This is a genomic window from Stenotrophomonas sp. YJH_SMC_131, from assembly GCF_059367975.1.
The window spans coordinates 240,153-265,155 of sequence record NZ_JCAFRJ010000002.1 but is presented as its reverse complement, the minus strand read 5'-3'; the positions used below and the strand labels follow the sequence as shown (position 1 = coordinate 265,155).

Genomic DNA, 25,003 nt, shown 5'->3' with positions numbered 1-25,003 from the left:
GTGGTGTCAGATCCGGTGAAGCGTCCCCTACCCCGGCAGGTACAGGTCCACGTAGTCGGTCACCGGCATCGCCGCCAGCGCCACCGGATCCAGCGATGCGGCCAGGATGCGCTGCTGCTGGGTGGTCGGGAAGCGATGGGCCAGGTGCCGGCGGAACTTGTCCATCAGCAACGGGATGCCCTCCTCGCGTCGGCGCGCGTGGCCCAGCGGGTATTCCACCAGTACCTCGGGCAGCTCAGTGCCGTCGCTGAAGCGCACGCTCAGGCCGTTGGCGATGCTGCGCTTGTCCGGGTCCAGGTAGTCGGCGCTGAGCTGCGGATCCTCATGACAGGCCATCTTCGCGCGCAGTGCGTCGATGCGCGGGTCGGCGGCAACGTCGTCCTCGTAGTCCTGGGCCACCAGCCGCCCATGCAGCAGCGCGATGGCGACCATGTACTGCACGCAGTGGTCGCGGTCGGCTGGGTTGTGCAGTGGGCCCTGCTTGTCGATGATGCGGATGCAGGCTTCCTGGGTGCGGATGGCGATGTGCGCGATGTCCTCGACCCGCCGCCCCACCGCACGCAGCTGCTGATGCAGCGTGATCGCCGCCTCCACCGCGGTCTGGCCATGGAACTCGGCCGGGTAGCTGATCTTGAACAGCACGTTTTCCATCACGTAGCTGCCCAGCGGTCGCTCCAGCGTCAGCGCCTTGCCCTGCATCGATACCGCTTCAAAACCCCAGGTCGGCGCGCTCAACACACTGGGATAGCCCATCTCGCCACTGGCCGCCATCAGCGCCAGGCGCACGCCACGGCTGGTCGCATCGCCGGCCGCCCAGCTCTTGCGCGAGCCGGTGTTGGGCGCGTGCCGGTAGGTGCGCAGCGCCTGGCCATCGACCCAGGCCAGCGACAGTGCATTGAGCATGCGTTCGCGATCCAGGCCGAGCAACTGCGCGACCACCGCGGTGGTGGCCACCTTGACCAGCACCACGTGGTCCAGCCCGACCCGGTTGAAGGAATTCTGCAGGGCCAGCACGCCCTGGATCTCGTGTGCCTTGATCATCGCCAGCAGCACGTCATGCAGGGTCGGCGCTGGGCGATGCAGGGCCTGCGCGTTGCGCCCCAGCCAATCGCAGACAGACAGGATGCCGCCCAGATTGTCCGACGGGTGGCCCCATTCGGCGGCCAGCCAGGTGTCGTTGAAATCCAGCCAGCGCACCATCGCGCCCAGGTTGAAGGCGGCCTGCACCGGGTCCAGCACGTAGTGCGTACCCGGCACGCGCGCCCCGTTGACCACGCTGATACCCGGCACCAGCGGACCGAGCAGCTTGCTGCAGGCCGGGAAGGACAGCGCTTCCAGCCCGCAGCCCAGCGTGTCGAGCAGGCAGTGGTGCGCGGTCTGGAACGCCAGCGGCGAGTCGATGCGCGCGTCGCGTACGTAATCGACGATGTCGACCAGCAGCGCATCCCACGCTGCACGCTCGTTGGATGGGGTGTGGCTGTCAGACATCGTCGATCTCCTCTTCAGAGCTCAGGCCGCGCCTCCCGGTAGTCACCAACCTTGGTTGGCGCTGGACGTTGCCCGGGCGGTGCCAATGCCATGCCAACCAAGGTTGGCATCTACCGAAGCATGTGATGCCAGCGCCGACCGGCTGGTTATTCGGCCGGCACCCGCACCTTGCCTTCCATCAATACGCGGGCGCTGCGGCTCATGATGGCCTTGGTCACTGTCCACTGGCCGTCAACGAGGCCGGCCTGCGCGCCCACGCGCAGAGTGCCGGAAGGGTGGCCGAAGGTCACCGCTTCGCGTTCACCACCACCGGCCGCGCGATTGACCAGCGTGCCCGGAATCGCCGCCGCAGTGCCGATCGCCACGGCGGCGGTGCCCATCATCGCGTGGTGCAGCTTGCCCATCGACAACGCCCGCGCGTGCAGGTCGATGGCCGAGGCCGGAATGGCCTTGCCGCTGGAGGACACGTAGTCCCGTGCCGGCGCCACGAAGGCCACCTTCGGCGTGTGCTGGCGGGTGGCCGCATCTTCCAGGTTCCTGATCAGACCCATGCGCAAGGCGCCGTAGGCGCGGATCTTCTCGAAGCGCTCCAGCGCCCCCTTGTCCTCGTTGATCGCAGGCTGCAGTTCGGTGCCGGTGTAGCCCAGGTCGGCCGCATTGAGGAAGATGGTCGGAATGCCGGCGGTGATCATGGTCACCTCAAAACTGCCGACGCCCGGCACGTCCAAGGTGTCGACCAGGTTGCCGGTCGGGAACATCGCGCCCGCATCGCCGTCATCGGACGGATCGATGAACTCCAGCTGGATCTCGGCGGCCGGGAAGGTCACGCCATCCAGCTCGAAATCGCCGATCTCCTGCACTTCGCCATCGCGCATCGGCACGTGGGCGATGATGGTCTTGCCGATGTTGGCCTGCCAGATGCGCACGGTGCACAGGCCATCGCGCGGCACCCGGGCCGGATCGATCAGCCCATTGGCGATCGCGAACGGACCCACTGCCGTACTGAGGTTGCCGCAGTTGCCGCTCCAATCGACGAAGGCGGTGTCGATCGAGACCTGGCCGTACAGGTAGTCCACATCGTGGTCCGGCACCGAGGCGGTGGAGATGATCACGCACTTGCTGGTGCTGGAGGTGGCACCGCCCATGCCGTCGGTCTGCTTGCCATATGGATCGGGCGAGCCGATCACGCGCATCAGCAGCGCATCGCGCGCGGCGCCCGGCACCTGAGCGGCTTCGGGCAGGTCCTGCAGGCGGAAGAACACGCCCTTGCTGGTGCCGCCGCGCATGTAGGTGGCGGGAATACGGAGTTGCGGGAGGAAGGTCATCGTCGAATCCACGCGTTTGAATTTCAGGAAATGTCTTGCATCAGTGCGTCAAGACCACGATCAACGCACCACACACGCATGATGTCCACGCGGTCCGGTAGATCGAGGTAATAGACGAGGTAGCGTTCGAAGCCCGGAACCAGCATGAACCGCAACGGCACCGGCAGCTGTGCTGCGAGGTCGGCGTGCCGGGTGGAATCCGAGCCTGGAAACACCGCGATGCGTTGAAGCGTGGCCTCCAACTCGGCGAGAAAGCGCCGACCCAGTACCAGCCCACCTTGCCGTGCAAACCACAGCGCGGCATCGGCTGCGTCGGCTTCGGCCCTTGGCCGCCATTCAATCGCCTTCACGCTCCATCCTTTCGGTCAGTTCGCAACGCATGCGCTCGAATGTGTCGGCCGTCACCGCGACGCCTGGACCAGAAGCCAGCCCCTCGGCTATCAACTGCTTGAGCAGCTCTTCGGCCTTGCTGCGCTGGCGCTGGCGGATCAGGTCACGCACGTAGTCCGACGTACTGGAGTAGCCGCCTTCACGCACTTCCTCGTCCACGAACTGCTTGAGCGGGTCGGTCAGCGAAATGTTCATGGTGGCCATGAAACTCTCCTTTGGCAGTTTTTGCCAAGTCAGTGTGCGCCCTGCCCGGGTGTCGGACAAGCCCGCCCCCGGCCTCCGGAGGCAGGCATTCAGGCCGGTATCACGCCACCTTGGCCCCTTCCAGGAAATCCTGGGCGAAGCGCTGCAGCACGCCACCGGCTTCGTAGATCGCCACTTCCTCGTCGCTGTCCAGGCGGCAGGTCACTGGCACGATCACATCCTGGCCGTCGCGGCGGTGGATGACCAGGGTCAGGTCGGCGCGCGGGGTGCGCTCGCCGATCACGTCGAAGGTCTCGGTACCGTCGATGCCCAGGGTCAGGCGGGTGGTGCCCGGCTTGAACTCCAGCGGCAGCACGCCCATGCCGATCAGGTTGGTGCGGTGGATGCGTTCGAAGCCTTCGGCCACGATCGCTTCCACACCGGCCAGGCGCACGCCCTTGGCGGCCCAGTCACGCGAGCTGCCCTGGCCATAGTCGGCACCGGCGATGATGATCAGCGGCTGCTTGCGGTCCATGTAGGTCTCGATCGCTTCCCACATGCGCATCACCTCGCCTTCCGGCTCCACGCGCGCCAGCGAACCCTGCTTCACGCTGCCATCGTCGTTGCGCACCATTTCATTGAACAGCTTCGGGTTGGCGAAGGTGGCGCGCTGTGCGGTCAGGTGGTCACCGCGGTGGGTGGCGTAGGAATTGAAGTCCTCTTCCGGCAGGCCCATCTTCGCCAGGTATTCGCCGGCGGCACTGGACGCCAGGATCGCGTTGGACGGCGACAGGTGGTCGGTGGTGATGTTGTCCGGCAGCACCGCCAGCGCACGCATGCCCGACAGTGTGCGCTCACCGGCCAGTGCGCCCTCCCAGTACGGCGGACGGCGGATGTAGGTGCTCTGCGGGCGCCAGTCGTACAGCGGGCTGACCGCCGCGCCATGCTCCACGCGCACGTTGAACATCGGGTTGTAGACGCGGCGGAACTGCTCGGGCTTCACCGAGGCCTTCACCACCGCGTCGATCTCGGCATCGCTCGGCCAGATGTCCTTCAGGCGCACCTCGTTGCCATCGGCATCCACGCCCAGCACGTCCTTCTCGATGTCGAAGCGCACGGTGCCGGCGATGGCATAGGCGATCACCAGCGGCGGCGACGCCAGGAAGGCCTGCTTCGCATACGGGTGGATGCGGCCATCGAAGTTGCGGTTGCCCGACAGCACGGCCGTGGCGTACAGGTCGCGATCGATGATTTCCTGCTGGATGGCCGGATCCAGCGCGCCGCTCATGCCGTTGCAGGTGGTGCAGGCGAAGGCGACGATGCCGAAGCCGAGCTTTTCCAGGTCCGGCAGCAGGCCGGATTCTTCCAGGTAAAGCTGCACCGCCTTCGAGCCCGGCGCCAGCGACGACTTTACCCACGGCTTGCGCAGCAGGCCACGTTCGTTGGCCTTGCGCGCCAGCAGTGCGGCAGCGATCACGTTGCGCGGGTTGGAGGTGTTGGTGCAGCTGGTGATGGCGGCGATGATCACCGCGCCGTCGGGCATCAGGCCCTGCGCCTGCTCGGCCCTGCCCGCTGCCAGCTTGGCTTCGTCGGCGATGCCGCGCTCGGCCAGCTCGGCGGTGGCCACGCGCTTGTGCGGGTTGGACGGGCCAGCCATGTTGCGCACCACGCTGGACAAGTCGAAGCGCAGCACGCGCTCGTACTGCGCGGTGGCCAGGTCATCGGCCCACAGGCCGGTGGTGCGCGCATAGTTCTCCACCAGCGCCACCTGCGATTCCTCGCGGCCGGTCAGGCGCAGGTAATCGATGGTCTGCCCGTCGATATAGAACATCGCAGCGGTGGCGCCGTATTCGGGGCACATGTTGGAGATGGTGGCGCGGTCACCGATGGTCAGTGCCGACGCCCCCTCGCCGAAGAATTCAAGATACGCACCCACCACGCGTTCCTTGCGCAGGAACTCGGTCAGTGCCAGCACCACGTCGGTGGCGGTGATGCCCGGCTGCGGCCTGCCGGTCAGCTCGACGCCGATGATATCCGGCAGGCGCATCCACGACGCGCGGCCCAGCATCACGTTCTCCGCTTCCAGGCCGCCAACACCAATCGCGATCACGCCCAGCGCGTCCACGTGCGGGGTGTGGCTGTCGGTGCCCACGCAGGTATCCGGGAAGGCTACGCCGTCCTGCACGTAGATCACCGGCGACATCTTCTCCAGGTTGATCTGGTGCATGATGCCGTTGCCCGGCGGAATCACGTCCACGTTCTGGAACGCCTGCTTGGTCCAGTCGATGAAGTGGAAACGGTCTTCGTTGCGGCGATCCTCGATGGCGCGGTTCTTCTCGAACGCCTGCGGATCGTAGCCACCGCATTCCACCGCCAGCGAGTGATCGACGATCAACTGCACCGGCACCACCGGATTGACCTTGGCCGGGTCGCCGCCCTTGTCGGCGATCGCATCACGCAGGCCGGCCAGGTCCACCAGCGCGGTCTGGCCGAGGATGTCGTGGCACACCACGCGTGCCGGGAACCACGGGAAGTCGAGGTCGCGACGGCGCTCGATCAGCTGCTTCAGCGAATCGCCGAGCGTGGCCGGATCGCAGCGGCGCACCAGGTTCTCGGCCAGCACGCGCGAGGTGTACGGCAGGGTGGCATAGGCGCCGGGCTGGATCGCATCGACAGCGGCGCGCGCGTCGAAATAGTCCAGCGCGCTGCCGGGGAGGTTCTTGCGGTAATCGGTATTCATGGGCTGGCGGAGTGCTTGGGGCGGGCCGGGTGCCGGCGGTGCGGCGGCGAAAGCACCCGGCCGGCATGCGGCCGGCCGGATGGGTACAGCAGGGGGATCAGACGCGCTTGTCGATGGCGACGAAGTCGCGGTCTTCCGGACCGATGTAATTGGCGCTCGGGCGGATGATCTTGCCGTCGATGCGCTGCTCGATGATGTGCGCGCTCCAGCCGGCGGTGCGCGCGATCACGAACAGCGGGGTGAACATCGCGGTCGGCACGCCCATCATGTGGTAGCTGACCGCACTGAACCAGTCCAGGTTCGGGAACATCTTCTTGATGTCCCACATCACCGACTCCAGGCGCTCGGCGATGTCGTACATCTTCATGCTCGACTGTTCCTCGGACAGCTCGCGGGCCACGTCCTTGATCACCTTGTTGCGCGGATCGGAGACGGTATAGACCGGGTGGCCGAAACCGATCACCACTTCCTTGCGCTCGACGCGCGCCTTGATGTCCTCCTCGGCCTCATCCGGGTTGTCGTAGCGCTTCTGCACTTCGAACGCCACTTCGTTGGCGCCGCCATGCTTCGGGCCACGCAGCGCACCGATGCCACCGCAGATCGCGCTGTACATGTCGCTGCCGGTACCGGCGATGACACGGCAGGTGAAGGTCGAGGCGTTGAACTCGTGCTCGGCGTACAGGATCAGCGAGGTGTGCATCGCCTTCACCCACGAATCCTGCGGCTTTTCGCCATGCAGCAGGTGCAGGAAGTGGCCGCCGATCGAATCATCGTCGGTTTCCACATCGATGGCGCGGCCGTTGTGGCTCCAGTGGTACCAGTACAGCAGCATCGAACCGAGGCAGGCCATCAGCTTGTCGGCGATGTCGCGCGCGCCCGGGTGGTTGTGGTCGTCCTTCTCCGGTGCCACGCAGCCGAGCACGGACACGCCGGTGCGCATCACGTCCATCGGGTGCGCCGACGGCGGCAGCTCTTCCAGCGCGGCCTTCACCGCGGCGGGGATCCCACGCAGCGACTTCAGCTTGGCCTTGTACGAAACCAGCTCGGCGCGGGTCGGCAGCTTGCCGTGCACCAGCAGGTAGGCGATTTCCTCGAACTCGCTGGTGTTGGCCAGGTCCAGGATGTCATAGCCGCGGTAGTGCAGGTCGTTGCCGCTGCGGCCCACGCTGCACAGCGCGGTGTTGCCGGCCGCGGTGCCGGACAAGGCGACGGACTTCTTCGGCTTGAAGGTCGGGGTTGCGGTCGTATCGTTCATGTTTCCCTCCGAAACTTGATGGTGCAGGGTACTGCTTATTTCTTGGCAGCGAACAGCGCATCGAGCTGCTGCTCGAAGGCGTGATAGCCGATGCGGTCGTAGAGTTCCTCGCGGGTCTGCATGGTTTCCACCACGTTGCGCTGGTGGCCATCGCGGCGCACCGCCTGGTAGACGTTCTCGGCGGCCTTGTTGGCGGCACGGAACGCCGACAGCGGGAACAGCTGGATGGCGACGCCGGCCGAGGCCAGTTCATCGCGGCTGAACAGCGGGGTGGCGCCGAATTCGGTGATGTTGGCCAGCACCGGCACCTTCACCGCGTCGACGAAGCGGCGGTAGGTATCCAGATCGTAGGCGGCCTCGGCGAAGATGCCGTCGGCACCGGCCTCGACACAGGCGATGGCGCGCTCGATCGCCTTGTCCACGCCGTCCACCTGGATGGCGTCGGTGCGCGCGATCAGGAAGAAGTCCGGATCGGTCTTGGCATCGGCAGCGGCCTTCACACGGTCGACCATTTCACCCTGCGAGACGATCTCCTTGCCCGGACGATGGCCGCAGCGCTTGGCGCCGACCTGGTCTTCGATGTGGCAGGCGGCCGCGCCGGCCTTGATCAGCGACTTCACGGTGCGCGCGATGTTGAACGCGCTCGGGCCGAAGCCGGTGTCGATGTCGACCATCAAGGGCAGGTCGCAGACATCGGTGATGCGGCGCACGTCCACCAGCACGTCTTCCAGGGTGTTGATGCCCAGGTCCGGCAGGCCCAGCGAGCCTGCGGCAACGCCGCCGCCGGACAGGTAAATGGCACGGAAGCCGGCGCGCTTGGCCAGCAGGGCGTGGTTGGCGTTGATCGCACCGATCACCTGCAGCGGCGATTCGGCAGCCAGCGCCTCACGGAAGCGGGCACCGGCGGAGAAAGGGGCAGAAGCGGTCATGCGGCAATCCAGGTTGAAGTACGGGAAAGGAAGCGCAAGCACCATGCCAAGCTGCAAGCGGTTGATTTCACGGGAATGACCGGCATGCAACAGTGGAACATATGAAACATTGAAACGGATGTATCATGAAACATCCTCCCCGAAACGGCTGCCATGTATCTGCCCCGCTCCCCCCTGCGCCATGCCGATGCCGACCCGGGCCGTCCGGTGATCTGGACGGTCAGCGTCTCGCGGCTGACCGGCCTGCTCGGCGACGTGATCCCCGAGTTCGACCGCCGCGCGCGTATCGAACAGATCAACCTCGGCTTCGAGGAAGCGGTGGAGGTGATCGGCCAACGCCTGCGTCGCGAGCACTGCGACGTGGTCATCGCCGGCGGCTCCAACGCGGCCTGGCTGCGCGGCCGGCTGGAGCTGCCGCTGGTGCCGATCCAGGCCAACGGCTTCGACCTGATGGAAGCGCTGGCCCGGGCACGGCGTATCGCCAGCCGCATCGGCCTGGTCACCCACGCCAGCGACGTACCGGTGTTCAGCAACTTCCAGCAGAGCTTCGGCCTGGATATCGAGCATCGCCGCTTCGTCACCCGCGAGGACGCCCGCGACTGCATCGCCGACCTGCGCGCCAACGGCATCGAGGTGATCGTCGGCACCGGCATGGCCATCGACCATGCCGAGCAGGCCGGCCTGCCCGGGGTGCTGCTGTATTCGGCCGACTCGGTGCGGCAGGCGTTCGAACATGCGCTGGAACTGACCCAGACCCTGGCACGTTCCGGCAGCAACCGCGCTGCACCGCGCCGGCGCCCGGCAGCGCGTGCCGATGCGCATGAACTGCTCGGCGACAGCGACGCGATGGCGCAGGTGCGCGCGCAGATCGCGCTGTATGCCCCACATGACAGCACCGTGCTGGTCAGCGGCGAAACCGGCACCGGCAAGGAACTGGTGGCGCGCCAGCTGCACGCCGCAAGCGGGCGCCGTGGCCGCTTCGTCGCGCTGAACTGCGGCGCGATCAGCGAATCGCTGCTGGAAGCGGAGCTGTTCGGCTACAGCGATGGCGCCTTCACCGGCGCACGGCGTGGCGGCCGCGTTGGCCTGGTGGAAGCTGCAGATGGCGGCACCCTGTTCCTGGACGAAATCGGCGAACTGCCGCTGCCGCTGCAGACCCGCCTGCTGCGGGTGCTGGAGGAACGTGAAGTGCTGCGCGTGGGTGCCACCGAACCGACGCCGGTGGACCTGCGCGTGGTCGCCGCCACCCTGCAGTCGCTGGAGCAGCGCGCGGCGACCGGCAGCTTCCGCCGCGACCTGTATTACCGCCTGGCCGCGCTGCGGATTGCCCTGCCCTCGCTGCGCGCCCGACGCGGTGACATCCCGTTGCTGGCGCAGCATTTCTTCCGCCAGCTGCGTGGCATCGACGCGCCATTGGATGAGGCGGCGCTGGCGGTGCTGTGCGCGGCCGAGTGGCCGGGAAACGTGCGCGAGCTGCGCAATCTGGTCGATCGCCTGCGCATCCACTGGCAGCCCGGTGAAGGGCTGATCGATACGGCGCGGCTGCTGCAGCTGGCACCCGAGCTGGTGCATGAAGGTGTCGCGGCGTTGCCGCTGGAAAGCAACGGCAGGCGCCCACCGCGGGCCAAGCTGGAAGCACTGTTGCGGGAACACCGGCATGATCGCGAGGGCATGGCGCAGGCGCTGGGCGTGTCACGCACCACGCTGTGGCGCTGGCTGCGCGCGGAGGACCTGTAAAGCCGAGCCCATGCCCGGCTGATGTTCCCGCGTAAGCAGCCGAGCATGGGCTCGGCTCTACAGGGTGCCTGTCGTCAGCGCGCTTCGATGGCGAACCGTCCACTACCCACTGCGGCAATCCACAGCAGCAGTACGCCCAGCGGCACTTCGCTCAGGTAGAAGAACCAGCTCAGCCAATCCAGCACGCCAAGCCCTGCAGGAATGCGCGCGATGCCATCGGTCAGCGCAGCCACTACGCAGATCGCCGCCAGCAGCAGGGCTGAGGGGCGGCTCAAAAGGCCCAGCACCAGCAGACCACCCGCAATCCACTCGATCGCACCGAGTACCGGCGCACTGAACACCGGGAATGGGATACCGGCATCGACCAGCGTATGCACCATGCGCTCGCGCCCGGCATCGGTGAACACCTTGTTCCAGCCGGAAACACAGAACATCACACCGGCGACGATGCGGGCGAGCAGCAACAACAACGCTTCCACGCCGCGGCGTGGTGGCGGCACGGCAAACAGGTAACGCCAGGAGGGCATGGCAACTCCGCAGATCGAGGGCATCGCAGCGAGTGTGCCCGTCGCCGACCTGCTCGTGCATGAAGCGGACCAGTCCGTTCGCGACAAACGCAGGTTTCTGTAGAGCCGAGCCCATGCTCGGCTGCTCCTGCGAGAACATCAGCCGAGCATGGGCTCGGCTCTACAGCAGCCCCGGCCCCCCCCCGCCTTACGGGTACAGCAGGCGCTTGCTCCAGCGCCCTTCGGCGCCGGCTTCATAGCACCAGCGCTCGTGCAGGCGGAACTGCGCGCCAAACCAGAACTCGATGCGGTCAGGCACCACGCGCAGGCCGCTCCAGCCTTCCGGGCGCGGCACGTCCTTGCCTTCGAAGCGCGCTTCGACCTCGGCCACGCGCGCGTCGAACTCCTCGCGGGTTGCCAGCGTCTTCGACTGCTGCGAGGCCCAGGCGCCGATCTGGCTCATGCGCGGGCGGCTGGCGAAATAGGCGTCGGCCTCGGCGTCGGCGACCTGCTCGACACGACCCTCGATGCGCACCTGGATGCCGGCCTCGCGCAGGCTGCGCCACAGGAACAGCAGCGCGGCCTGCGGATTGGACCGCAGCTCACGGCCCTTGTGGCTGTCCAGGTGCGTGTAGAAGACGAAGCCGCGCTCGTCGAAGGCCTTCAGCAGCACGGTGCGCGCCGACGGGCGTCCCTGCGCATCTGCAGTCGCCACGGTCATCGCGTTGGGCTCGACCTCGCGGCTCTGTTTGGCCTCCTCGAACAGGCGGGCAAACGTGGACAGGGCTTCGGCGTACAGGTCGCTCATGATGGCGTTGTTCTCACACGGTTTGGGCTATTGTGGCTGCATGGCCGCTGCTGCGTATATGCCCCAGGTGAAAGGATTCCCCGAAACATTGGCCGAACAGGCGCTGGACGATGCACTGTCCAGCGGTGCAGCGGTTCCAGTATTGGCGATCAGCGGCCTGCAGGGGAGCGGCAAATCGACGCTGGCCGCACAGGTGGTCGCACGCGCCCGGGCTCGCGGCCTGTGCGCGGCCAGCCTGTCGATCGACGATGTCTACCTGACCCGTGCGCAGCGCCAGCGCCTGGCGCGCCAGGTGCATCCGCTGCTGATGACCCGCGGCCCACCCGGTACCCATGACCTGACGCTGGCGCACAGCGTGCTGGACGCCGTAGCAGCGCGCCGCCCCCTGGCGATGCCGCGCTTTGACAAGCTGGCCGATGAACGCTTGGCCGAGGTGCAATGGCCGCACTTGGACACGCCACTGGACCTGCTGGTGTTCGAGGGATGGTTCCTCGGTACGCCCGCGCAGGATGACGCAGCGCTGGATGCCCCGTTGAACGCGCTGGAACGCGAAGCCGACAGCGACGGCCGCTGGCGCCGCTGGTGCAACCAGGCGCTGGCCCGCGACTACCCCGCGCTGTGGCAGCGTTGCGACCGCCTGTGGTTCCTGCAACCGCCGGATTTCGCGGTGGTACCGCGCTGGCGCTGGCAGCAGGAGCAGAACCTGCAGGCCGCGCAGCCGGGCCGGCACGGCATGAGCCGGCCGCAGCTGGAGCGTTTCGTGCAGTACTACGAGCGGGTCAGCCGGCAGGCACTGCGCACGCTTCCCACGCTCGCCGACCACGTCGTGGTCCTGGACGGCCAGCGGCAGGTGCAGGCCGTGCGCTGAGCGCGGCTATTCCACCAGGAAGGTCACCCGCAGGTTGACCCGCCATTCGGTGATCTCGCCGCTGCCGTTGGTGACCACCTTGGTCTCGTTCACCCAGGCGCCCTGGATGCCCTTGACCGTCTCGGAAACCTTCTTCAGTCCGCTGCGCACCGCATCCTCCACGCTCTTCGGCGAGGAGGCGGTGATCTCGATGACCTTGGCGACCGTCATGACCTGTGCTCCGGTTGGCGCGGGAACCCCCGCAGGAATGCCCACCCTGACGTGAAGAACGTAAAGGCCAGGGCACGGAGGTGTTAGCATCAGAGGGCATGAATCCTGCTCCGAACCTGATCCTGATCGGCCCGATGGGCGCCGGCAAAACCTGCATCGGCCGCCGCCTGGCCGAGCGCTTCACGCTGGACTTCGTCGATGTCGACCAGGCCATCGTCGAGGCTGCCGGCGCCGGCATCCCGACCATTTTCGAGCATGCCGGCGAAGCCGGTTTCCGCCACCATGAACGCCAGGCCCTGGCCCGCGTGCTGGAAGGCCGCGGCCAGCTGGTCTCCACCGGCGGTGGCGCGGTGCTGGATCCGGACAACCGTGCACTGATCGCCCAGCGTGGCTTCGTGGTCTACCTGCGGGTCAGCGTGGCCGCGCAGCTGGAACGCCTGGCCCGCGACAAGGGCCGGCCGCTGCTGCAGCGCCCGGACCGCGAGCAGGTGCTGCACGATCTGGCCGCGCACCGCGACCCGCTGTACCGCGAACTGGCCGACCTCACCCTCGATACCGACCCGTACACCGCTGCCGACGCGACCGCCCAGCTGGTGGTCAAGCTGGCCACGCAATGGCAGCGCCAGGACCTGAACGCATGACTTCTCCCGCCCTGCTGCAGGTCGCCGTTGGCGGCGACCGGCCCTACTCCATCACCATCGGCGCAGGCGCGCTGGCCGACGGCGCCGCGCTGGCCGCGCATGTGCGCGGCCGCCATGTGCTGCTGCTCAGCGACAGCGAAGTGGCCCCGCGTTATCTGGCGCCGGTGAAGCAGGCGCTGCTGGCCGCGCGCCCCGACCTGATCGTCGGCGAGCATGTCCTCGCTGCGGGCGAAGCGTCCAAGACGCTGGCCGAATTCGGCCGCGCGATCGAAGCGCTGGCTGCGCTCGGCGCCACCCGCGATGCCTGCGTGTTCGCGCTCGGCGGCGGCGTGGTCGGTGATCTCGCCGGGTTTGCCGCGGCCTGCTGGATGCGCGGCGTCGACTGCGTGCAGCTGCCCACCACCCTGCTGGCGATGGTCGATTCGTCAGTCGGTGGCAAGACTGCGGTCGACATTCCGGCCGGCAAGAACCTGGTCGGTGCGTTCCATCCGCCGCGCGCGGTCATCGCCGATACCCGCGTGCTGGCCACCCTGCCGCCGCGCGAGCTGCGTGCGGGCCTGGCCGAAGTGGTCAAGTACGGCGCGCTGGGTGATGCCGTGTTCTTCGAATGGCTGCAGCAGCATGCCGATGCGCTGCTGGCCGGCGAGGATGCCACGCTGGCCGAAGCCATCGCGCGCAGCTGCCGGCACAAGGCCGCCATCGTCGAGCGCGATCCGTTCGAGAAAGGCGAACGTGCCCTGCTCAACCTCGGCCACACCTTCGGCCATGCCATCGAAACCGAGCAGGGCTATTCCGCGCCCGGCCGCGATGCGCTGAACCATGGCGAGGCGGTGGCGGTGGGCATGGTGCTGGCGGCGAAGCTGTCCACCGAGCTGGGGCTGGCCGACGATGCCGACCGCGTGCGCCTGCAGGCGTTGCTGGAACGCCTGGGCCTGCCCGTGGCGATCCCGGCCGGGCTCGACCCGCAGGCCCTGCTCGGCCGCATGCGCCTGGACAAGAAGAACGTGGCCGGCCGCCTGCGCCTGGTGCTGTGGCGCGGCATGGGGCGTGCCGAAGTGGTGCCGGACGTGGATGAGGCGGCGGTGCTGAAGGTGCTGTCGGCCCGGTAGAGCCGCGATGCGCGGGGGGATTGCCGGCCAGCGGCCGGCACAACCGCGTTGCGGCCGGGGTCACCCTGGCCCCGCTACAATCGGCCCATGCACGTCTACCTGCAACATCCCGACGCCGGTGCGCAGGCACCGCGCTTCCTGCGCCTGAGCCTGCAGCCGGACCTGTTCGGCGGCTGGGAGCTGCTGCGCGAGAGCGGCCGCGTCGGCAGCCGCTCGCAGTTGCGGCGCGAGCTGTTCCTCCACGCTGACGAAGCCCGCCACGCCTTCGAGAAGGCCCGCGATGCCGAACTGCATCGCGGTTTCCAGATTCTCTCGCACGGCGACTGACGCCGCTGCCAACTTTCGCCCAAGGAATGCCCATCGTGACCAGCCCTCTCCGCAACGATCGCCTGCTGCGCGCCCTGCGCCGCGAACCGGTGGACTGCACCCCTGTCTGGCTGATGCGCCAGGCTGGCCGCTACCTGCCGGAGTACCGCGCGACCCGGGCCAAGGCCGGCAGCTTCCTGGCCATGGCCAAGACTCCGGAGATTGCCTGCGAAGTCACCCTGCAGCCGCTGCGCCGCTTCCCGCTGGATGCGGCCATCCTGTTCTCGGACATCCTCACCATTCCCGATGCGATGGGCCTGGAGCTGTACTTCGTCGAAGGCGAAGGCCCGAAGTTCCGGCACCCGGTGCGTGACGAAGCCGCCATCGCCCGGCTGGCGGTGCCGGACATGGAACAGGACCTGGGCTACGTGATGGATGCGGTGCGCCTGATCCGCCGCGAACTGGACGGCCAGGTGCCGCTGATCGGCTTCTCCGGCAGCCCGTGGACACTGGCCTGCTACATGGTGGAAGGCGGTGGCAGCAAGGACTTTGCGCGCATCAAGGCCATGGCACTGAACCACCCGCAGGCCCTGCACCGCCTGCTGGAGGTCACCACCGACGCCGTGATCGCCTATCTCGGCGCGCAGCGCGCGGCCGGTGCACAGGCGCTGCAGGTGTTCGACACCTGGGGTGGCGTACTGTCGCCGTCGATGTACCGCGAGTTCTCGCTGCGCTACCTGCAGCGCATCGCCGAGGAGCTGGAGCGCGGCGAAGGCAGCGAGCGCACGCCGCTGATCCTGTTCGGCAAAGGCACCGGCCTGCACCTGGAAGCGCTGTCGCACACCGGTGCCGATGCGCTGGGCCTGGACTGGACGCTGGACCTGGACGAGGCACTGCGCCGCACTGGTGGCCGCGTCGCCCTGCAGGGCAACCTCGACCCGACCACGCTGTACGCCTCGCCGGATGCGATCGCCGCGGCCGCCGCACGCGTGCTCGACACCTATGCCGCCGGCAACGGCGGCTCGCGCGAGGGCCATGTGTTCAACCTTGGCCACGGCATGTCGCCGGACATGGACCCGGCACACGTACAGGTGCTGGTCGACGCGGTGCACGCGCACAGCCAGCGCTGAGCATTCCGCAGGCCATCACGGCGCGACTTTGATCGCGCCGTGACCCGCGTTGCGCGATCATGGCGGCCCCCACGCTGCACCGGCCGCACGCCATGCCCACATCGTCATCGACCTACAACCGCCACCGCCCCCTGCTGTGGCTGGTGTCCCTGGCGATCTTCATGCAGATGCTGGACTCGACCATCGTCAACACGGCGCTGCCGGCGATGGCGGCCAGCCTGGGCGAGAGCCCGCTGCAGATGCAGTCGGTGGTGTTCAGCTACGCGCTGGCGGTGGCCACCTTCATTCCCGCCTCCGGCTGGATCGCCGACCGCTACGGCACCCGCCGCACGTTTCTGGTGGCGATCATCCTGTTCACCCTCGGCTCGCTTGCGTGCGCGCTGGCCCAGCACCTGCACCAGCTGGTCGGGGCGCGCGTGCTGCAGGGCATCGGCGGCGCGATGCTGCTTCCCGTGGGCCGCCTGGCAGTGATGCGTTCGGTGCCACGCGAGGATTTCCTGCGCGCGATGAGCTTCATCGCCATCCCCGCGCTGGTTGGCCCGCTGATCGGCCCCACGCTGGGCGGCTGGCTGGTCGAGATCGCCTCATGGCACTGGGTGTTCCTGATCAACCTGCCGATCGGCGTGATCGGTTTCATCGCCGCGATGAAGATCATGCCCGACCACTACGCCAGCCATCGCACCCGTTTCGACCTGCGTGGCTACATCATGCTGGCCTTCGCGATGGTGGTGCTGTCGCTGGCGTTGGACGGCATCTCCGGCCTGGGCACGCCACATGCGCTGGTGATGCTGATGACCGTGGCCGGCCTGGCTGCGCTGGTGGGTTACTGGCTGCACGCCGCCAACTCCACCGCGCCGCTGTTTTCGCTGGCCCTGTTCCGTGTGCCCAGCTACCGCATCGGCATCCTGGGCAACCTGTTCTCGCGCATCGGCAGCAGTGCCATGCCGATGCTGATCCCGTTGCTGCTGCAGGTCGGCCTCGGCCTGGGCCCGATGAACGCCGGCCTGATGATGGTGCCGGTGGCGGCGGCCGGCATGGTGTCGAAGAAGCTGGCGGTGAAGCTGGTCGAGCGCTATGGCTACCGCCGCGTGCTGATGGTCAACACCGTGCTGGTGGGCCTGGCGATGGCCAGCTTCATCCTGATGACACCGGGCCAGCACCTGGCCTGGCGCCTGCTGCAACTGGCCTTCTTCGGTGCGGTCAATTCGCTGCAGTTCACCGTGATGAACACCGTGACCCTGCGCGATCTGGACCGCGAATTCGCCAGCTCCGGCAACAGCCTGCTGTCGATGGTGATGATGCTGGCCGCCGGTTTCGGTGCCGCAGCCGCCGGCAGCCTGCTGGCCGCGTTCGGCAATCACCTGGACAGCAACAGCGCCACCGCAGCACTGCACGCGACATTCCTGTGCGTCGGCGCGATCACCCTGACCTCGACGATGATCTTCTGGCAGCTGCCCGACACCAAGCCCGAACCGCGGCAGGTCGAGCACGTCGCGGAGTGAAGGGGTTCGGCAGGGCCTGCGGCCCTGCACCCGCGGTAGTGCCGGCCGCTGGCCGGCAACAACAACAACGAGCATTCCGTGGGTTGGCGGGGCGGTGTGGGCTTGCAGCACACGCCGTAAACCCCGCTCCGCGGTCCGGCCCAGCCGCTGGCGGCTGGGCGTTCGGGTGCTCGCGAAGCAGTGCTTCGCAAGCAAAGCGCCCTCCCTCCCTGGGGGCTCGATTGCGCCATCCATCGCGCCAACGGTCCTGCAAGCCCACACCGCCCCACCTCTGACAGGTTCACGCGGCTGTGGGTAACAGCGACTGTTGGAACGCGCGGTTGTTGGTAGGTGTCGACCTTGGTCGACACATCTGTCAGATCTCGAATTCCAGATTGGGGTCAGAGCCCGTTGCGCAGCAACGGGATCCGACCCCGTGCTCCGACAGATCGCGGAAAACTGTCGAAGACGGGGTGGGTCCGGTTGCGGGAGTGTCCGCGGTATGGATGCCGCGGCCAAGCCCCCATGGATGGGTTTACGGCGTCTCCCGCAACCGGATCCACCCCGCCATCCCACAGGAAGCCAGCTTTTGCTTCTGCTGTTGCTGTTGCTGTTGCTGTTCCTCCGGCTTGCAGCAGGTGCAGGGCCGCAGGCCCTGCAGAACTTACCTGCCCATCACCTTGGCAATCGCTTCCACCAGCAGCTCGCCGGTCACCGGCTTGCGCAGGAAGCCACCTATGCCGACCGCTTCCACCTGCTGCTGCAGGTCCGGGTCGGTCCGTGCGGTCACCGCCAGCAACGGCAGCATGTAGCCCTGGTTGCGCAGGTGCTGGGCCAGCTCGAAACCGCTCAGGCCCGGCAGGTCCAGGTCCAGCAGGCCGACGTCGAAATCGCCCGCACTGATCTCGCGCAGCGCCGCCAGCGCATGGCCGGCGTGCACCACCTCGTGGCCACGCGCACTCAGCAGTCCGCGCACCACATCGGCCACGGTGGCATCGTCTTCGACCAGCAGCACCCGCAGTGGCGGCACGTTGGCCGCCTCGTCGCGATGCCCGTCGGCAGCGCCCTCGGCATCACTGTCCACCACCAGCGGCAATGGCAGGGTCACACCGAAACAGGTGCCCCGGCCCAGCTGGCTCTCCACCTGGATGCGCCCCTGCATCGCGTGCGCCAGCTCGCGGCAGATGGCCAGGCCGAGGCCGCTGCCGCCGTACTGCGCGGCAGTACGTGCACCGTCGGCCTGCTCGAAGCGGCGGAAGAGGCGCTGCTGCTGTTCCTGGCTGATGCCGGGGCCGGTGTCACGCACTTCGAAGTGCAGTGCGCGCAGTTCGCCATCGCAGCGCGCGTGCAGGGTGATGGTGCCACGGCTGGTGAACTTCACCGCGTTCGACAGCAGGTTGAGCAGGATCTGCCGCACGCGCATGGCATCGCCGGTGGCCTGCAGCCCCGGCGGCAGCTGGTTGTCGAGGGTGAAGCGCAGGCCCTTCTGCGCGGCCAGCGGGCCCATCAGGGCCGCCAGGTCGTGCAGCAGGCCGTTCAACGCAAAGGTCTTCGACTGCAGCTCCAGGCGACCGGACTCGATCCGCGCCAGGTCCAGCGCATCGTTGACCAGGTGCAGCAGGTGCTCGCCGGCATGCCGGATCGACTGTGTGTAGCCGCGCTGCTGCGGGTCCAGGGGCGACGCCAGCAACAGCTCGCTCATGCCCAGCACACCGGTCATCGGCGTACGGATCTCATGGCCCAGATTGGCCAGGAAACGGGTCTTGGCCGCTGAAGCCTGCTCGGCGAGTTCCTGCTTGTGCAGCGCCAGCTGGTAGGCGTGGCGCCGCTGCAGGCGGCGCCGGTACAACCAGGCGAACCAGCTGGTCAGCAGCAGCCCGACCGACGCCAGCACCAGCAGGCCGGACAGGCTGCGCCACCATGGCGGCTGTACGCGGAATTCCAGGCTCTGCACCCGCGACCACACGTGGTCGGCCGACCGGGCCTGCACTTCCAGCCGGTAGCTGCCCGGCGCCAGGCGCGAGAACAGGCGCTCGCCGGCCGGGCCGACTTCGACCCAATCGGGATCGTAGCCGGCCAGGCGGTAGCGGTACGTATTTGACGCCGAGTCGGCGAAGGACAGCAGTCGCGCGACGATGCGCAGGTCGCGGTCGCCGTCGGCGATCTGCAACGGCGCATCGTGGGTCATGTCCAGCACCTGCTCGTTGCGGCGCACCTCCACCCGCTCGATCACCAGCGGGGCCCGACGCACCGAGGGCCGCACCTGCTCCGGGTCGAACACCACCGCACCTGCCGCCGTTCCGGCCACCAGATGGCCGTCGCCCGCCGCGATCAAGGTGTGGTCGCGGAATTCCTGGCTCGGCAGGCCGTCGTGCACGCCATACAGGCGCACGCTCTGCCCATCCGCACTGACACGCACCAGGCCCCGTGCGCTGGTCGCCCACGCCACGCCCTGTGCATCCACCACCAGGCCAGAGGCGGAGATCGCCGGATAGCCCTGTTCGGCACCGACCACCGCCTGCCGTTCCAGCCGCCCCTGGCTCCAGCGGTATCGCGACAGGCGCCCGTCCTCGGACAACCAGACCTGGCCGTCACGGCCCACATGCAACGCATGGATGGCCGTTGCCGGCGCACCCGGCACCGGCTGGAAGCGTTCGCTTTCCGGCAGCCACTGCAGCAGGCCACGGCTGCTGGCCAGCCAGATATGGTCCTGCGGACCGCATTCCACATCGAGGTTGAGCTGGCCCTGCTGCAGGCCGCGCTGGCCATTGTCCAGCTGGCGCCGCAGGCGTCCGTCGAGATCACGTTGCTGCAGGCCCGCGGGAAGCATCAACCAGAGGCTGTCGCCGTCGCAGGTCATCATCGCTTCGATGACCCCTTCCATCGCCGCATCGGTACCGGCATCACGGCCCCAACGACGCAGTTCGCGCCGTTGCGGGTCGTAGCGCACCAGTGCATCGGTCGATCCGATCCAGACCTGGCCACGCCGGTCCTCGCGCACCGAGGTCAGCCAGTGCATGCCGTTGACCCAGGTGCGGTGCTGCTCGATCCTGCCGGTCTTCGGATCGAAGCGGTCCAGCGCGCCATGGCTGCCCACGGTCCAGACACCGCCATTGCTGGACGGGCTGGTGCCCAGCACGAGCGCATTGCGCAGCGAGCTGGGGTCGTCCTCCAGCCGCGACAGCACCGAGAACTGCCACCAGCGTGGCAGCAGGTGCCACAACCCGGCATTGGTGCTGGCCAGCCAGATGCCACCTTCGCGGTCCTCATAGGCACCGGTCCAGTTCGGCCGCACCGGACCGCGTGCGATCGCGCTGTACAGCGGCACGGTCTGGTACTGGCCGTCGACCGCACGTCCCAGCCCGGTGCGCGTATCCAGCCAATGTCCGCCCTGCTCGTCGCGCAGCATCATGCCCAGCACCTGCTCGCCTGGCGGCAGCTTCCACGGTGGTGCCTCGAAGCGGCCATCCGGGCGGCGCACGGTGGCCCCGGCCATCGTGCTGATCCACAGGCTGCCATCGGGCTCGGCGGTCAACCCGTTGATCAGCAGGCTGGGAATGATGTCCGTACCGACACGCTCGAAGTCGGTCCCGGTCCAGCGTGCCACGCCATGCTTGGTGCCGATCCACAGGCTGCCATCGGCCAGCGTGGCCAGGTAGGGCACCGACGACGAAGGCAGGCTGCGCGGATTGTTCGGCTCGGGCAGGAAGCGCTGCAGGCGGTCCTGGCTGTCCAGGCGGTACAGGCCGCCTTCGTGGGTACCGAACCAGATCGAGCCATCAGGCGTGCTGGCCAGGCTCCAGACCGTGTTGGTGCCCATCAACGGCTGGCTGCTGCGGTCGTAGAAGTGCAGCTGCCGGCGGTCGGCCGACATGCGCACCAGGCCAGCGTTCTCGGTGCCTATCCACAACTGGTTGCGGGCATCGACCAGCACCGTCCAGATGCGGTTGTCACGCAGTCCATCCTCGGAACGCCACACGCGGTAAGTGCGGCCGTCATAGCGGGCCAGGCCATCGTTGGTCGCGATCCACAGGTAGCCGTACCGGTCCTCGGCCATGCGGTTGACGGTATTGGACGGCAGGCCATCGAACACCGTCACCTGCCGCGGGCTCGGAGGCACCGGCTGTGCCGCAGCGGGCAACGCGCCGCACAGGAGGACCAGCAGCAGCATCGCCGCCCGCAGATACACCACCGATTGCCTCCTCACGCTGGTCCTGATGATTCCCGCGCTGCGGGCGTCGGCATGGTAAACCGAAAGTCGCGCCGTTCACGCCCGGCGCCGGCACAGTCACGCAGTTGCCTGCCGTTTCGCACGCGCCTGGGCGATGGCCGCCACCAGCAGGTCGCCGGTCACCGGCTTGCGCAGGAAGCCATCGAAGCCGGCGGCCAGCACCTGGGTTTCGGCGTAGGCATCGGAACGGGCGGTCACTGCCACCAGCGGCAGTTCATAGCCCATGGTGCGCAGCTGGCGGGCGATGGCCGTACCGTCCAGCGCGGGCAGATCGAGATCGAGCAGGCCGACGTCGAAACCATCGGTGGCGATCTCCGACAGCGCGCCCAGGCCATGCAGCACGTGGACCACCTCATGCCCGCGCACCCGCAGCAGGCCGGCGATGACCTCGGCCACCGTGGCGTCGTCCTCGACCAGCAGGATGCGCAGCGGCGGCAGTTCCGGCAGGGCCGCCACCTCGCCCGCGGTGCCGGCGGCCTGGCGCGTCCAGGGCAGGGGCAGGCGCACGCGGAACCGCGCACCCTTGCCAGGCTGGCTGTCCACTTCGATACGCCCCCCCATCGCCACCGCCAGTTCCTGGCAGATCGCCAGTCCCAGGCCACTGCCGCCGTAGCGCGACGCGGTGCGCGGACCGTCGGCCTGTTCAAAACGATGGAACAGGCGCTGCTGCTGCTCGGCATTGATGCCCGGGCCACTGTCATGCACTTCGAAACACAGGCCGCCCTTCTCTTCCAGGCGCACGGCCAGGCCGACGTGGCCGCGCTCGGTGAACTTGATGGCGTTGCCGAGCAGGTTCAGCAGGATCTGGCGCACGCGCATCTCGTCTCCACTGACACTGACCGGCCCTGCCGGGTTTTCACCGCGCCGGAATTCCAGCTGGCGCTGCTGCGCCATCGGCTGCATCAGGCCCTGCACCTGGTCAAGCAGTTCCTCCAGGTCGAACGGACGCAGATCCAGCTCAAGCCGCCCGGCTTCGATGCGGGCCAGGTCCAGCGCATCGTTGACCAGCCGCAGCAGATGGCTGCCGGCCTGCTGGATCGACCCCGCGTAGCCACGCTGCACCGGATCCAGCGGAGTCGCGAGCAGCAGTTCGCTCATGCCCAGCACGCCGGTCATCGGCGTGCGTACTTCGTGGCCCAGCGTGGCCAGGAAACGGCTCTTGGCCTGCGAGGCCTGCTCGGCCAGCTGCTGCTTGTGCACCGTCAGCTGCCATTGCTGGCGACGGCGCAGCCGCGCGCGGACCGACCAGACCAGGACCACCAGCAGCAGCGACCCCAGCAGGATGTAGCCGAAGATCGCCATGCCGCTGCGCCACCACGGCGGCAGCACCTTCACTTGCAACTGCTGCGAAGGCGTCCACGCGCCCCGGGCGGTCGCTGCCTGCACCTCGATGATGTAGCTGCCGGTCGGCAGCCGCGACAGGGTGCGCTGGCCATCGCCCCCCTGCTCCACCCAGTCCTGGTCATAGCCCTGCACGCGGAAGCGGTAACGGTTGCCCTGCGGGCTGGCATAGGACAGCAGCCGCGCATCGATCTGCAGATCGCGGTCATCCGGTCCCAGCAACAGGGTGCCGGTGAGCGGCAACGGTTGCCAGCCGCGCGCGTCGTCGCGGCGTACGCGCACTTCGGCGATCACCAGCGATGAAGAAGGCAGCACCGTGTCGTCGGCATTCACATCGAAGGCAACCAACCCGGTCTGGGTGACGGCCAGCACGCGACCATCTGCATTCACTGCCGGTGGCCGGCCGGTGAACTCCGCATCGGACAGTCCATCGCGCTCGTTGAACTGCTGCAGGCGCCGCGTTTTCGGGTCCCAACGCAGCAGGCCGCGCGGCGTCGTCGCCCACAGCTGGCCGTTGCCGGCCAGCGCCAGCCCGCCCATGGTGACCGGCGGCACGCCTGCACTGCCGTCGATGCGCTGGATCAGGCGCAGGCTCAGGCCATCCCACTGGTAGCGCTCGAACGCGCCTTGGCGCGCCAGCCACAACTGTTGCGGATCGATCCACACCAGGTCGTAGATGGGCCCGCGCGAAACGCCCGGTACTGCCTCGAAGCGTCCAGCCTGCTCGCGCCAGATGCCCATGTCACCCATCACCCAGGGCCGGCCATGGGCGTCGAAGCGGATCTGCTCGATCGGCGCATCGGCGGTCCCGCGGAAATGCTCCAGCGGATAGCGGTGCAGCAGCCGGCCCTCTGCATCGCGCTGCTGCAGGTCCAGGCCCATCACCGACACCCACACCGTGCCATCAGGCGCCTGCCGCATCAGGTCGATGCGCTGGCGCAGGTCGGCACTGCCATCGATCCGCAGATCGCGCAGCGCGCCGGTAGCCGGATCGTAGACGGTGATGCGGCCGCCGCGTCCCAGCCACAGGCGCCCATCCGGGCGCGGCAGCACCGACCACACCACGCCGCTGCCGAGCTGCCGGTCGCTGGCCAGCAGGCGCAGGGTGCCCTGCGCATCGAGCTGGTACACCCCTCGCGCCGAGCCGACGTAGTAGTTCTTCCCATCGCTGGCCGCGCTCAACAGGTACTGGCTGTCCAGCGGCTTGCCGTCGAGCTGGTTCCAGATCGAGAAGCGCCGCCAGTCCGGTGGCAGATAGGCCAGGCCCTGGGTCAGCAGCGCCACCCACAATCCGCCCTCGTGGTCCTGCAGCAGATCGAGCACACCGCTGTGCGCGGTCAGGAAGCCGCTGCCGCGGTCGCCCTCCAGCCGGCGCAGCGCCGCCGCATCCCCCCGCAACAGGCCATCGGAGGTGCCAGCCCAGTAGCCCCCCTGGCGATCGGCCAGGACCAGGGCCGAGCGCAGCTGGGCGCTGTCGGCCCATCGCGGACGACTGACCCGGTCCTGCCCATCGATGCGGTACAGGCCATCGTTCTGGCTGCCGACCCAGATCGAACCCTCCGCATCCCGGCTCAACCGGAGCACGCTCAGCGTGCCCAGTTCCCGCGCGGCCACCGGCTCGAATCCGCTGCCGTTCCAACGCGCCACGCCCGCTTCGGTGCCCAGCCACAGGCGGCCCTGCGCGTCGACCAGGCTGGTGAAGATGCTGTTGCTGGGCAGGCCCCCCGGCTGCGCCGGGTCATGGGTGTAGAGGCGCACGCTGCCGTCCTCGCCAAGCCGGCAGACGCCATGGTTGTTGGTCCCGATCCACAAGGCGTCGTCGACATAGGCCAGCGCCCAGAACTGCCCCTGGCAGGTGGAATTGACCGTGTCGAAGGTCCGGAAGCGCTCGCGGTCGGCATCCAGGCGGGCCACGCCCTTGCCGTTGATGCCCACCCAGACCCGGTCCAGCGGATCGATCAGCAGGGTCTCGATCTCGTTGCCGGGCAGCGAGCCCGGCTGTTCCGGATCGTGCTCCCAGACCCGCAGGCTGTTGCCGTCATAACGGGCGAGTCCACCATCGGTGGCGGCCCAGATGTGGCCCTGGCGATCCTCGGCCAGCGCCACCACCATGCGTGACGGCAAGCCTTCGGCGGCACCGAAGCGGCGCAGGCGCGGTGTTTCTGCCATGTCCAGGGTCGCAGCCGCCGTGGCCATCGCCATCAGCAGCAGTCCCATACCTGCGATGCCACGGCACCACCGGCGCCAGCCGCTCGTCATCCTGAACCCCCTGTCCTGGGCCGATTGTCACACAGGGCCGGGTTCATGGCTGCAACAGGCTGTTTC

General features: G+C 68.0%; 19 protein-coding genes. 7 read left to right on the top strand and 12 right to left on the bottom strand.

Annotated elements, in window-relative coordinates; all coding sequences use genetic code 11:
- Positions 1 to 27: 27 nt before the first annotated feature.
- From AC5P56_RS05040 to prpB, 7 genes are all read right to left on the bottom strand, one after another.
- The gene (locus AC5P56_RS05040) at positions 28 to 1,488 is read right to left on the bottom strand and encodes a bifunctional 2-methylcitrate dehydratase/aconitate hydratase (RefSeq protein WP_495231482.1); all 1,461 of its coding nucleotides are present in this window, start codon (positions 1,486 to 1,488) and stop codon (positions 28 to 30) included.
- Between the two features lie 146 nt (positions 1,489 to 1,634).
- The gene (gene prpF, locus AC5P56_RS05035; protein ID WP_046431995.1) at positions 1,635 to 2,813 is read right to left on the bottom strand and encodes a 2-methylaconitate cis-trans isomerase PrpF; all 1,179 of its coding nucleotides are present in this window, start codon (positions 2,811 to 2,813) and stop codon (positions 1,635 to 1,637) included.
- Between the two features lie 23 nt (positions 2,814 to 2,836).
- Positions 2,837 to 3,163, bottom strand: a complete 327-nt coding sequence (locus AC5P56_RS05030) for a type II toxin-antitoxin system RelE/ParE family toxin (protein WP_134809175.1) — start codon at positions 3,161 to 3,163, stop codon at positions 2,837 to 2,839.
- Positions 3,150 to 3,407, bottom strand: coding sequence for a type II toxin-antitoxin system ParD family antitoxin (locus AC5P56_RS05025; RefSeq protein ID WP_197606500.1), 258 nt, complete (start codon positions 3,405 to 3,407; stop codon positions 3,150 to 3,152). Before AC5P56_RS05025 ends, AC5P56_RS05030 begins: the two co-directional genes overlap by 14 nt.
- 100 nt (positions 3,408 to 3,507) lie before the next feature.
- Positions 3,508 to 6,126 carry a Fe/S-dependent 2-methylisocitrate dehydratase AcnD gene (gene acnD / locus AC5P56_RS05020; protein ID WP_495231481.1) on the bottom strand — a complete coding sequence of 873 codons (2,619 nt, stop codon included), beginning with the start codon at positions 6,124 to 6,126 and terminating at the stop codon, positions 3,508 to 3,510.
- Between the two features lie 97 nt (positions 6,127 to 6,223).
- A complete protein-coding gene (gene prpC, locus AC5P56_RS05015) occupies positions 6,224 to 7,381 on the bottom strand; it encodes a bifunctional 2-methylcitrate synthase/citrate synthase (RefSeq protein ID WP_005418357.1) in 1,158 nt (385 codons plus the stop codon).
- Between the two features lie 35 nt (positions 7,382 to 7,416).
- Positions 7,417 to 8,310, bottom strand: a complete 894-nt coding sequence (gene prpB, locus AC5P56_RS05010; RefSeq protein ID WP_005418360.1) for a methylisocitrate lyase — start codon at positions 8,308 to 8,310, stop codon at positions 7,417 to 7,419.
- A 153-nt stretch (positions 8,311 to 8,463) separates the two neighbouring features.
- On the opposite strand from prpB, the gene prpR reads away from it, so the two are divergent.
- Positions 8,464 to 10,047, top strand: a complete 1,584-nt coding sequence (prpR, locus tag AC5P56_RS05005; protein WP_049441273.1) for a propionate catabolism operon regulatory protein PrpR — start codon at positions 8,464 to 8,466, stop codon at positions 10,045 to 10,047.
- 74 nt (positions 10,048 to 10,121) lie between these two features.
- On the opposite strand, the gene AC5P56_RS05000 is transcribed toward prpR, so the two are convergent.
- Entirely contained in the window at positions 10,122 to 10,574 is a 453-nt protein-coding gene (locus AC5P56_RS05000) for a DoxX family protein (RefSeq protein ID WP_241887030.1), read from the bottom strand.
- A gap of 187 nt (positions 10,575 to 10,761) precedes the next feature.
- The gene (gene pdxH / locus AC5P56_RS04995) at positions 10,762 to 11,361 is read right to left on the bottom strand and encodes a pyridoxamine 5'-phosphate oxidase (protein ID WP_241887031.1); all 600 of its coding nucleotides are present in this window, start codon (positions 11,359 to 11,361) and stop codon (positions 10,762 to 10,764) included.
- A 40-nt stretch (positions 11,362 to 11,401) separates the two neighbouring features.
- Here pdxH and AC5P56_RS04990 point away from each other — a divergent pair, with 40 nt between their 5' ends.
- The gene (locus AC5P56_RS04990; RefSeq protein ID WP_241887032.1) at positions 11,402 to 12,229 is read left to right on the top strand and encodes a kinase; all 828 of its coding nucleotides are present in this window, start codon (positions 11,402 to 11,404) and stop codon (positions 12,227 to 12,229) included.
- Positions 12,230 to 12,235: 6 nt separating this feature from the next.
- On the opposite strand, the gene AC5P56_RS04985 is transcribed toward AC5P56_RS04990, so the two are convergent.
- A complete protein-coding gene (locus tag AC5P56_RS04985; RefSeq protein WP_005410663.1) occupies positions 12,236 to 12,439 on the bottom strand; it encodes a dodecin family protein in 204 nt (67 codons plus the stop codon).
- Positions 12,440 to 12,537: 98 nt separating this feature from the next.
- On the opposite strand from AC5P56_RS04985, the gene AC5P56_RS04980 reads away from it, so the two are divergent.
- From AC5P56_RS04980 to mdtD, 5 genes are all read left to right on the top strand, one after another.
- On the top strand, positions 12,538 to 13,080 hold the full coding sequence (locus AC5P56_RS04980) for a shikimate kinase (protein WP_049468779.1): 543 nt from the start codon (positions 12,538 to 12,540) through the stop codon (positions 13,078 to 13,080).
- A complete protein-coding gene (gene aroB / locus AC5P56_RS04975) occupies positions 13,077 to 14,189 on the top strand; it encodes a 3-dehydroquinate synthase (protein WP_053505467.1) in 1,113 nt (370 codons plus the stop codon). Before AC5P56_RS04980 ends, aroB begins: the two co-directional genes overlap by 4 nt.
- A gap of 87 nt (positions 14,190 to 14,276) precedes the next feature.
- Positions 14,277 to 14,516, top strand: a complete 240-nt coding sequence (locus AC5P56_RS04970) for a WGR domain-containing protein (RefSeq protein ID WP_049468776.1) — start codon at positions 14,277 to 14,279, stop codon at positions 14,514 to 14,516.
- Positions 14,517 to 14,542: 26 nt separating this feature from the next.
- Positions 14,543 to 15,625: a uroporphyrinogen decarboxylase gene (hemE, locus tag AC5P56_RS04965; protein ID WP_049468774.1), complete on the top strand. Its 1,083-nt coding sequence runs from the start codon at positions 14,543 to 14,545 to the stop codon at positions 15,623 to 15,625.
- 92 nt (positions 15,626 to 15,717) lie between these two features.
- Entirely contained in the window at positions 15,718 to 17,127 is a 1,410-nt protein-coding gene (gene mdtD / locus AC5P56_RS04960) for a multidrug transporter subunit MdtD (protein ID WP_103282599.1), read from the top strand.
- 643 nt (positions 17,128 to 17,770) lie between these two features.
- Here mdtD and AC5P56_RS04955 read toward each other — a convergent pair.
- Both AC5P56_RS04955 and AC5P56_RS04950 read right to left on the bottom strand, forming a co-directional pair.
- The gene (locus AC5P56_RS04955) at positions 17,771 to 21,298 is read right to left on the bottom strand and encodes a hybrid sensor histidine kinase/response regulator (protein ID WP_495231480.1); all 3,528 of its coding nucleotides are present in this window, start codon (positions 21,296 to 21,298) and stop codon (positions 17,771 to 17,773) included.
- 96 nt (positions 21,299 to 21,394) lie between these two features.
- Positions 21,395 to 24,937 carry a sensor histidine kinase gene (locus tag AC5P56_RS04950; protein ID WP_495231479.1) on the bottom strand — a complete coding sequence of 1,181 codons (3,543 nt, stop codon included), beginning with the start codon at positions 24,935 to 24,937 and terminating at the stop codon, positions 21,395 to 21,397.
- Positions 24,938 to 25,003: the final 66 nt, after the last annotated feature.

Excerpts from the sequence above, each read along its gene's own strand:
- pdxH (WP_241887031.1), bottom strand. The coding sequence starts at position 11,361 with ATGAGCGACCTGTACGCCGAAGCCCTGTCCACGTTTGCCCGCCTGTTC.
- acnD (WP_495231481.1), bottom strand. The coding sequence starts at position 6,126 with ATGAATACCGATTACCGCAAGAACCTCCCCGGCAGCGCGCTGGACTAT.
- AC5P56_RS04970 (WP_049468776.1), top strand. The coding sequence starts at position 14,277 with ATGCACGTCTACCTGCAACATCCCGACGCCGGTGCGCAGGCACCGCGC.
- AC5P56_RS04950 (WP_495231479.1), bottom strand. The coding sequence starts at position 24,937 with ATGACGAGCGGCTGGCGCCGGTGGTGCCGTGGCATCGCAGGTATGGGA.
- prpC (WP_005418357.1), bottom strand. The coding sequence starts at position 7,381 with ATGAACGATACGACCGCAACCCCGACCTTCAAGCCGAAGAAGTCCGTC.
- AC5P56_RS05000 (WP_241887030.1), bottom strand. The coding sequence starts at position 10,574 with ATGCCCTCCTGGCGTTACCTGTTTGCCGTGCCGCCACCACGCCGCGGC.
- AC5P56_RS04980 (WP_049468779.1), top strand. The coding sequence starts at position 12,538 with ATGAATCCTGCTCCGAACCTGATCCTGATCGGCCCGATGGGCGCCGGC.
- aroB (WP_053505467.1), top strand. The coding sequence starts at position 13,077 with ATGACTTCTCCCGCCCTGCTGCAGGTCGCCGTTGGCGGCGACCGGCCC.
- prpB (WP_005418360.1), bottom strand. The coding sequence starts at position 8,310 with ATGACCGCTTCTGCCCCTTTCTCCGCCGGTGCCCGCTTCCGTGAGGCG.
- hemE (WP_049468774.1), top strand. The coding sequence starts at position 14,543 with ATGCCCATCGTGACCAGCCCTCTCCGCAACGATCGCCTGCTGCGCGCC.
- AC5P56_RS05040 (WP_495231482.1), bottom strand. The coding sequence starts at position 1,488 with ATGTCTGACAGCCACACCCCATCCAACGAGCGTGCAGCGTGGGATGCG.
- AC5P56_RS05025 (WP_197606500.1), bottom strand. The coding sequence starts at position 3,407 with ATGGCCACCATGAACATTTCGCTGACCGACCCGCTCAAGCAGTTCGTG.
- prpR (WP_049441273.1), top strand. The coding sequence starts at position 8,464 with ATGTATCTGCCCCGCTCCCCCCTGCGCCATGCCGATGCCGACCCGGGC.
- AC5P56_RS04990 (WP_241887032.1), top strand. The coding sequence starts at position 11,402 with ATGGCCGCTGCTGCGTATATGCCCCAGGTGAAAGGATTCCCCGAAACA.
- mdtD (WP_103282599.1), top strand. The coding sequence starts at position 15,718 with ATGCCCACATCGTCATCGACCTACAACCGCCACCGCCCCCTGCTGTGG.
- AC5P56_RS04985 (WP_005410663.1), bottom strand. The coding sequence starts at position 12,439 with ATGACGGTCGCCAAGGTCATCGAGATCACCGCCTCCTCGCCGAAGAGC.
- prpF (WP_046431995.1), bottom strand. The coding sequence starts at position 2,813 with ATGACCTTCCTCCCGCAACTCCGTATTCCCGCCACCTACATGCGCGGC.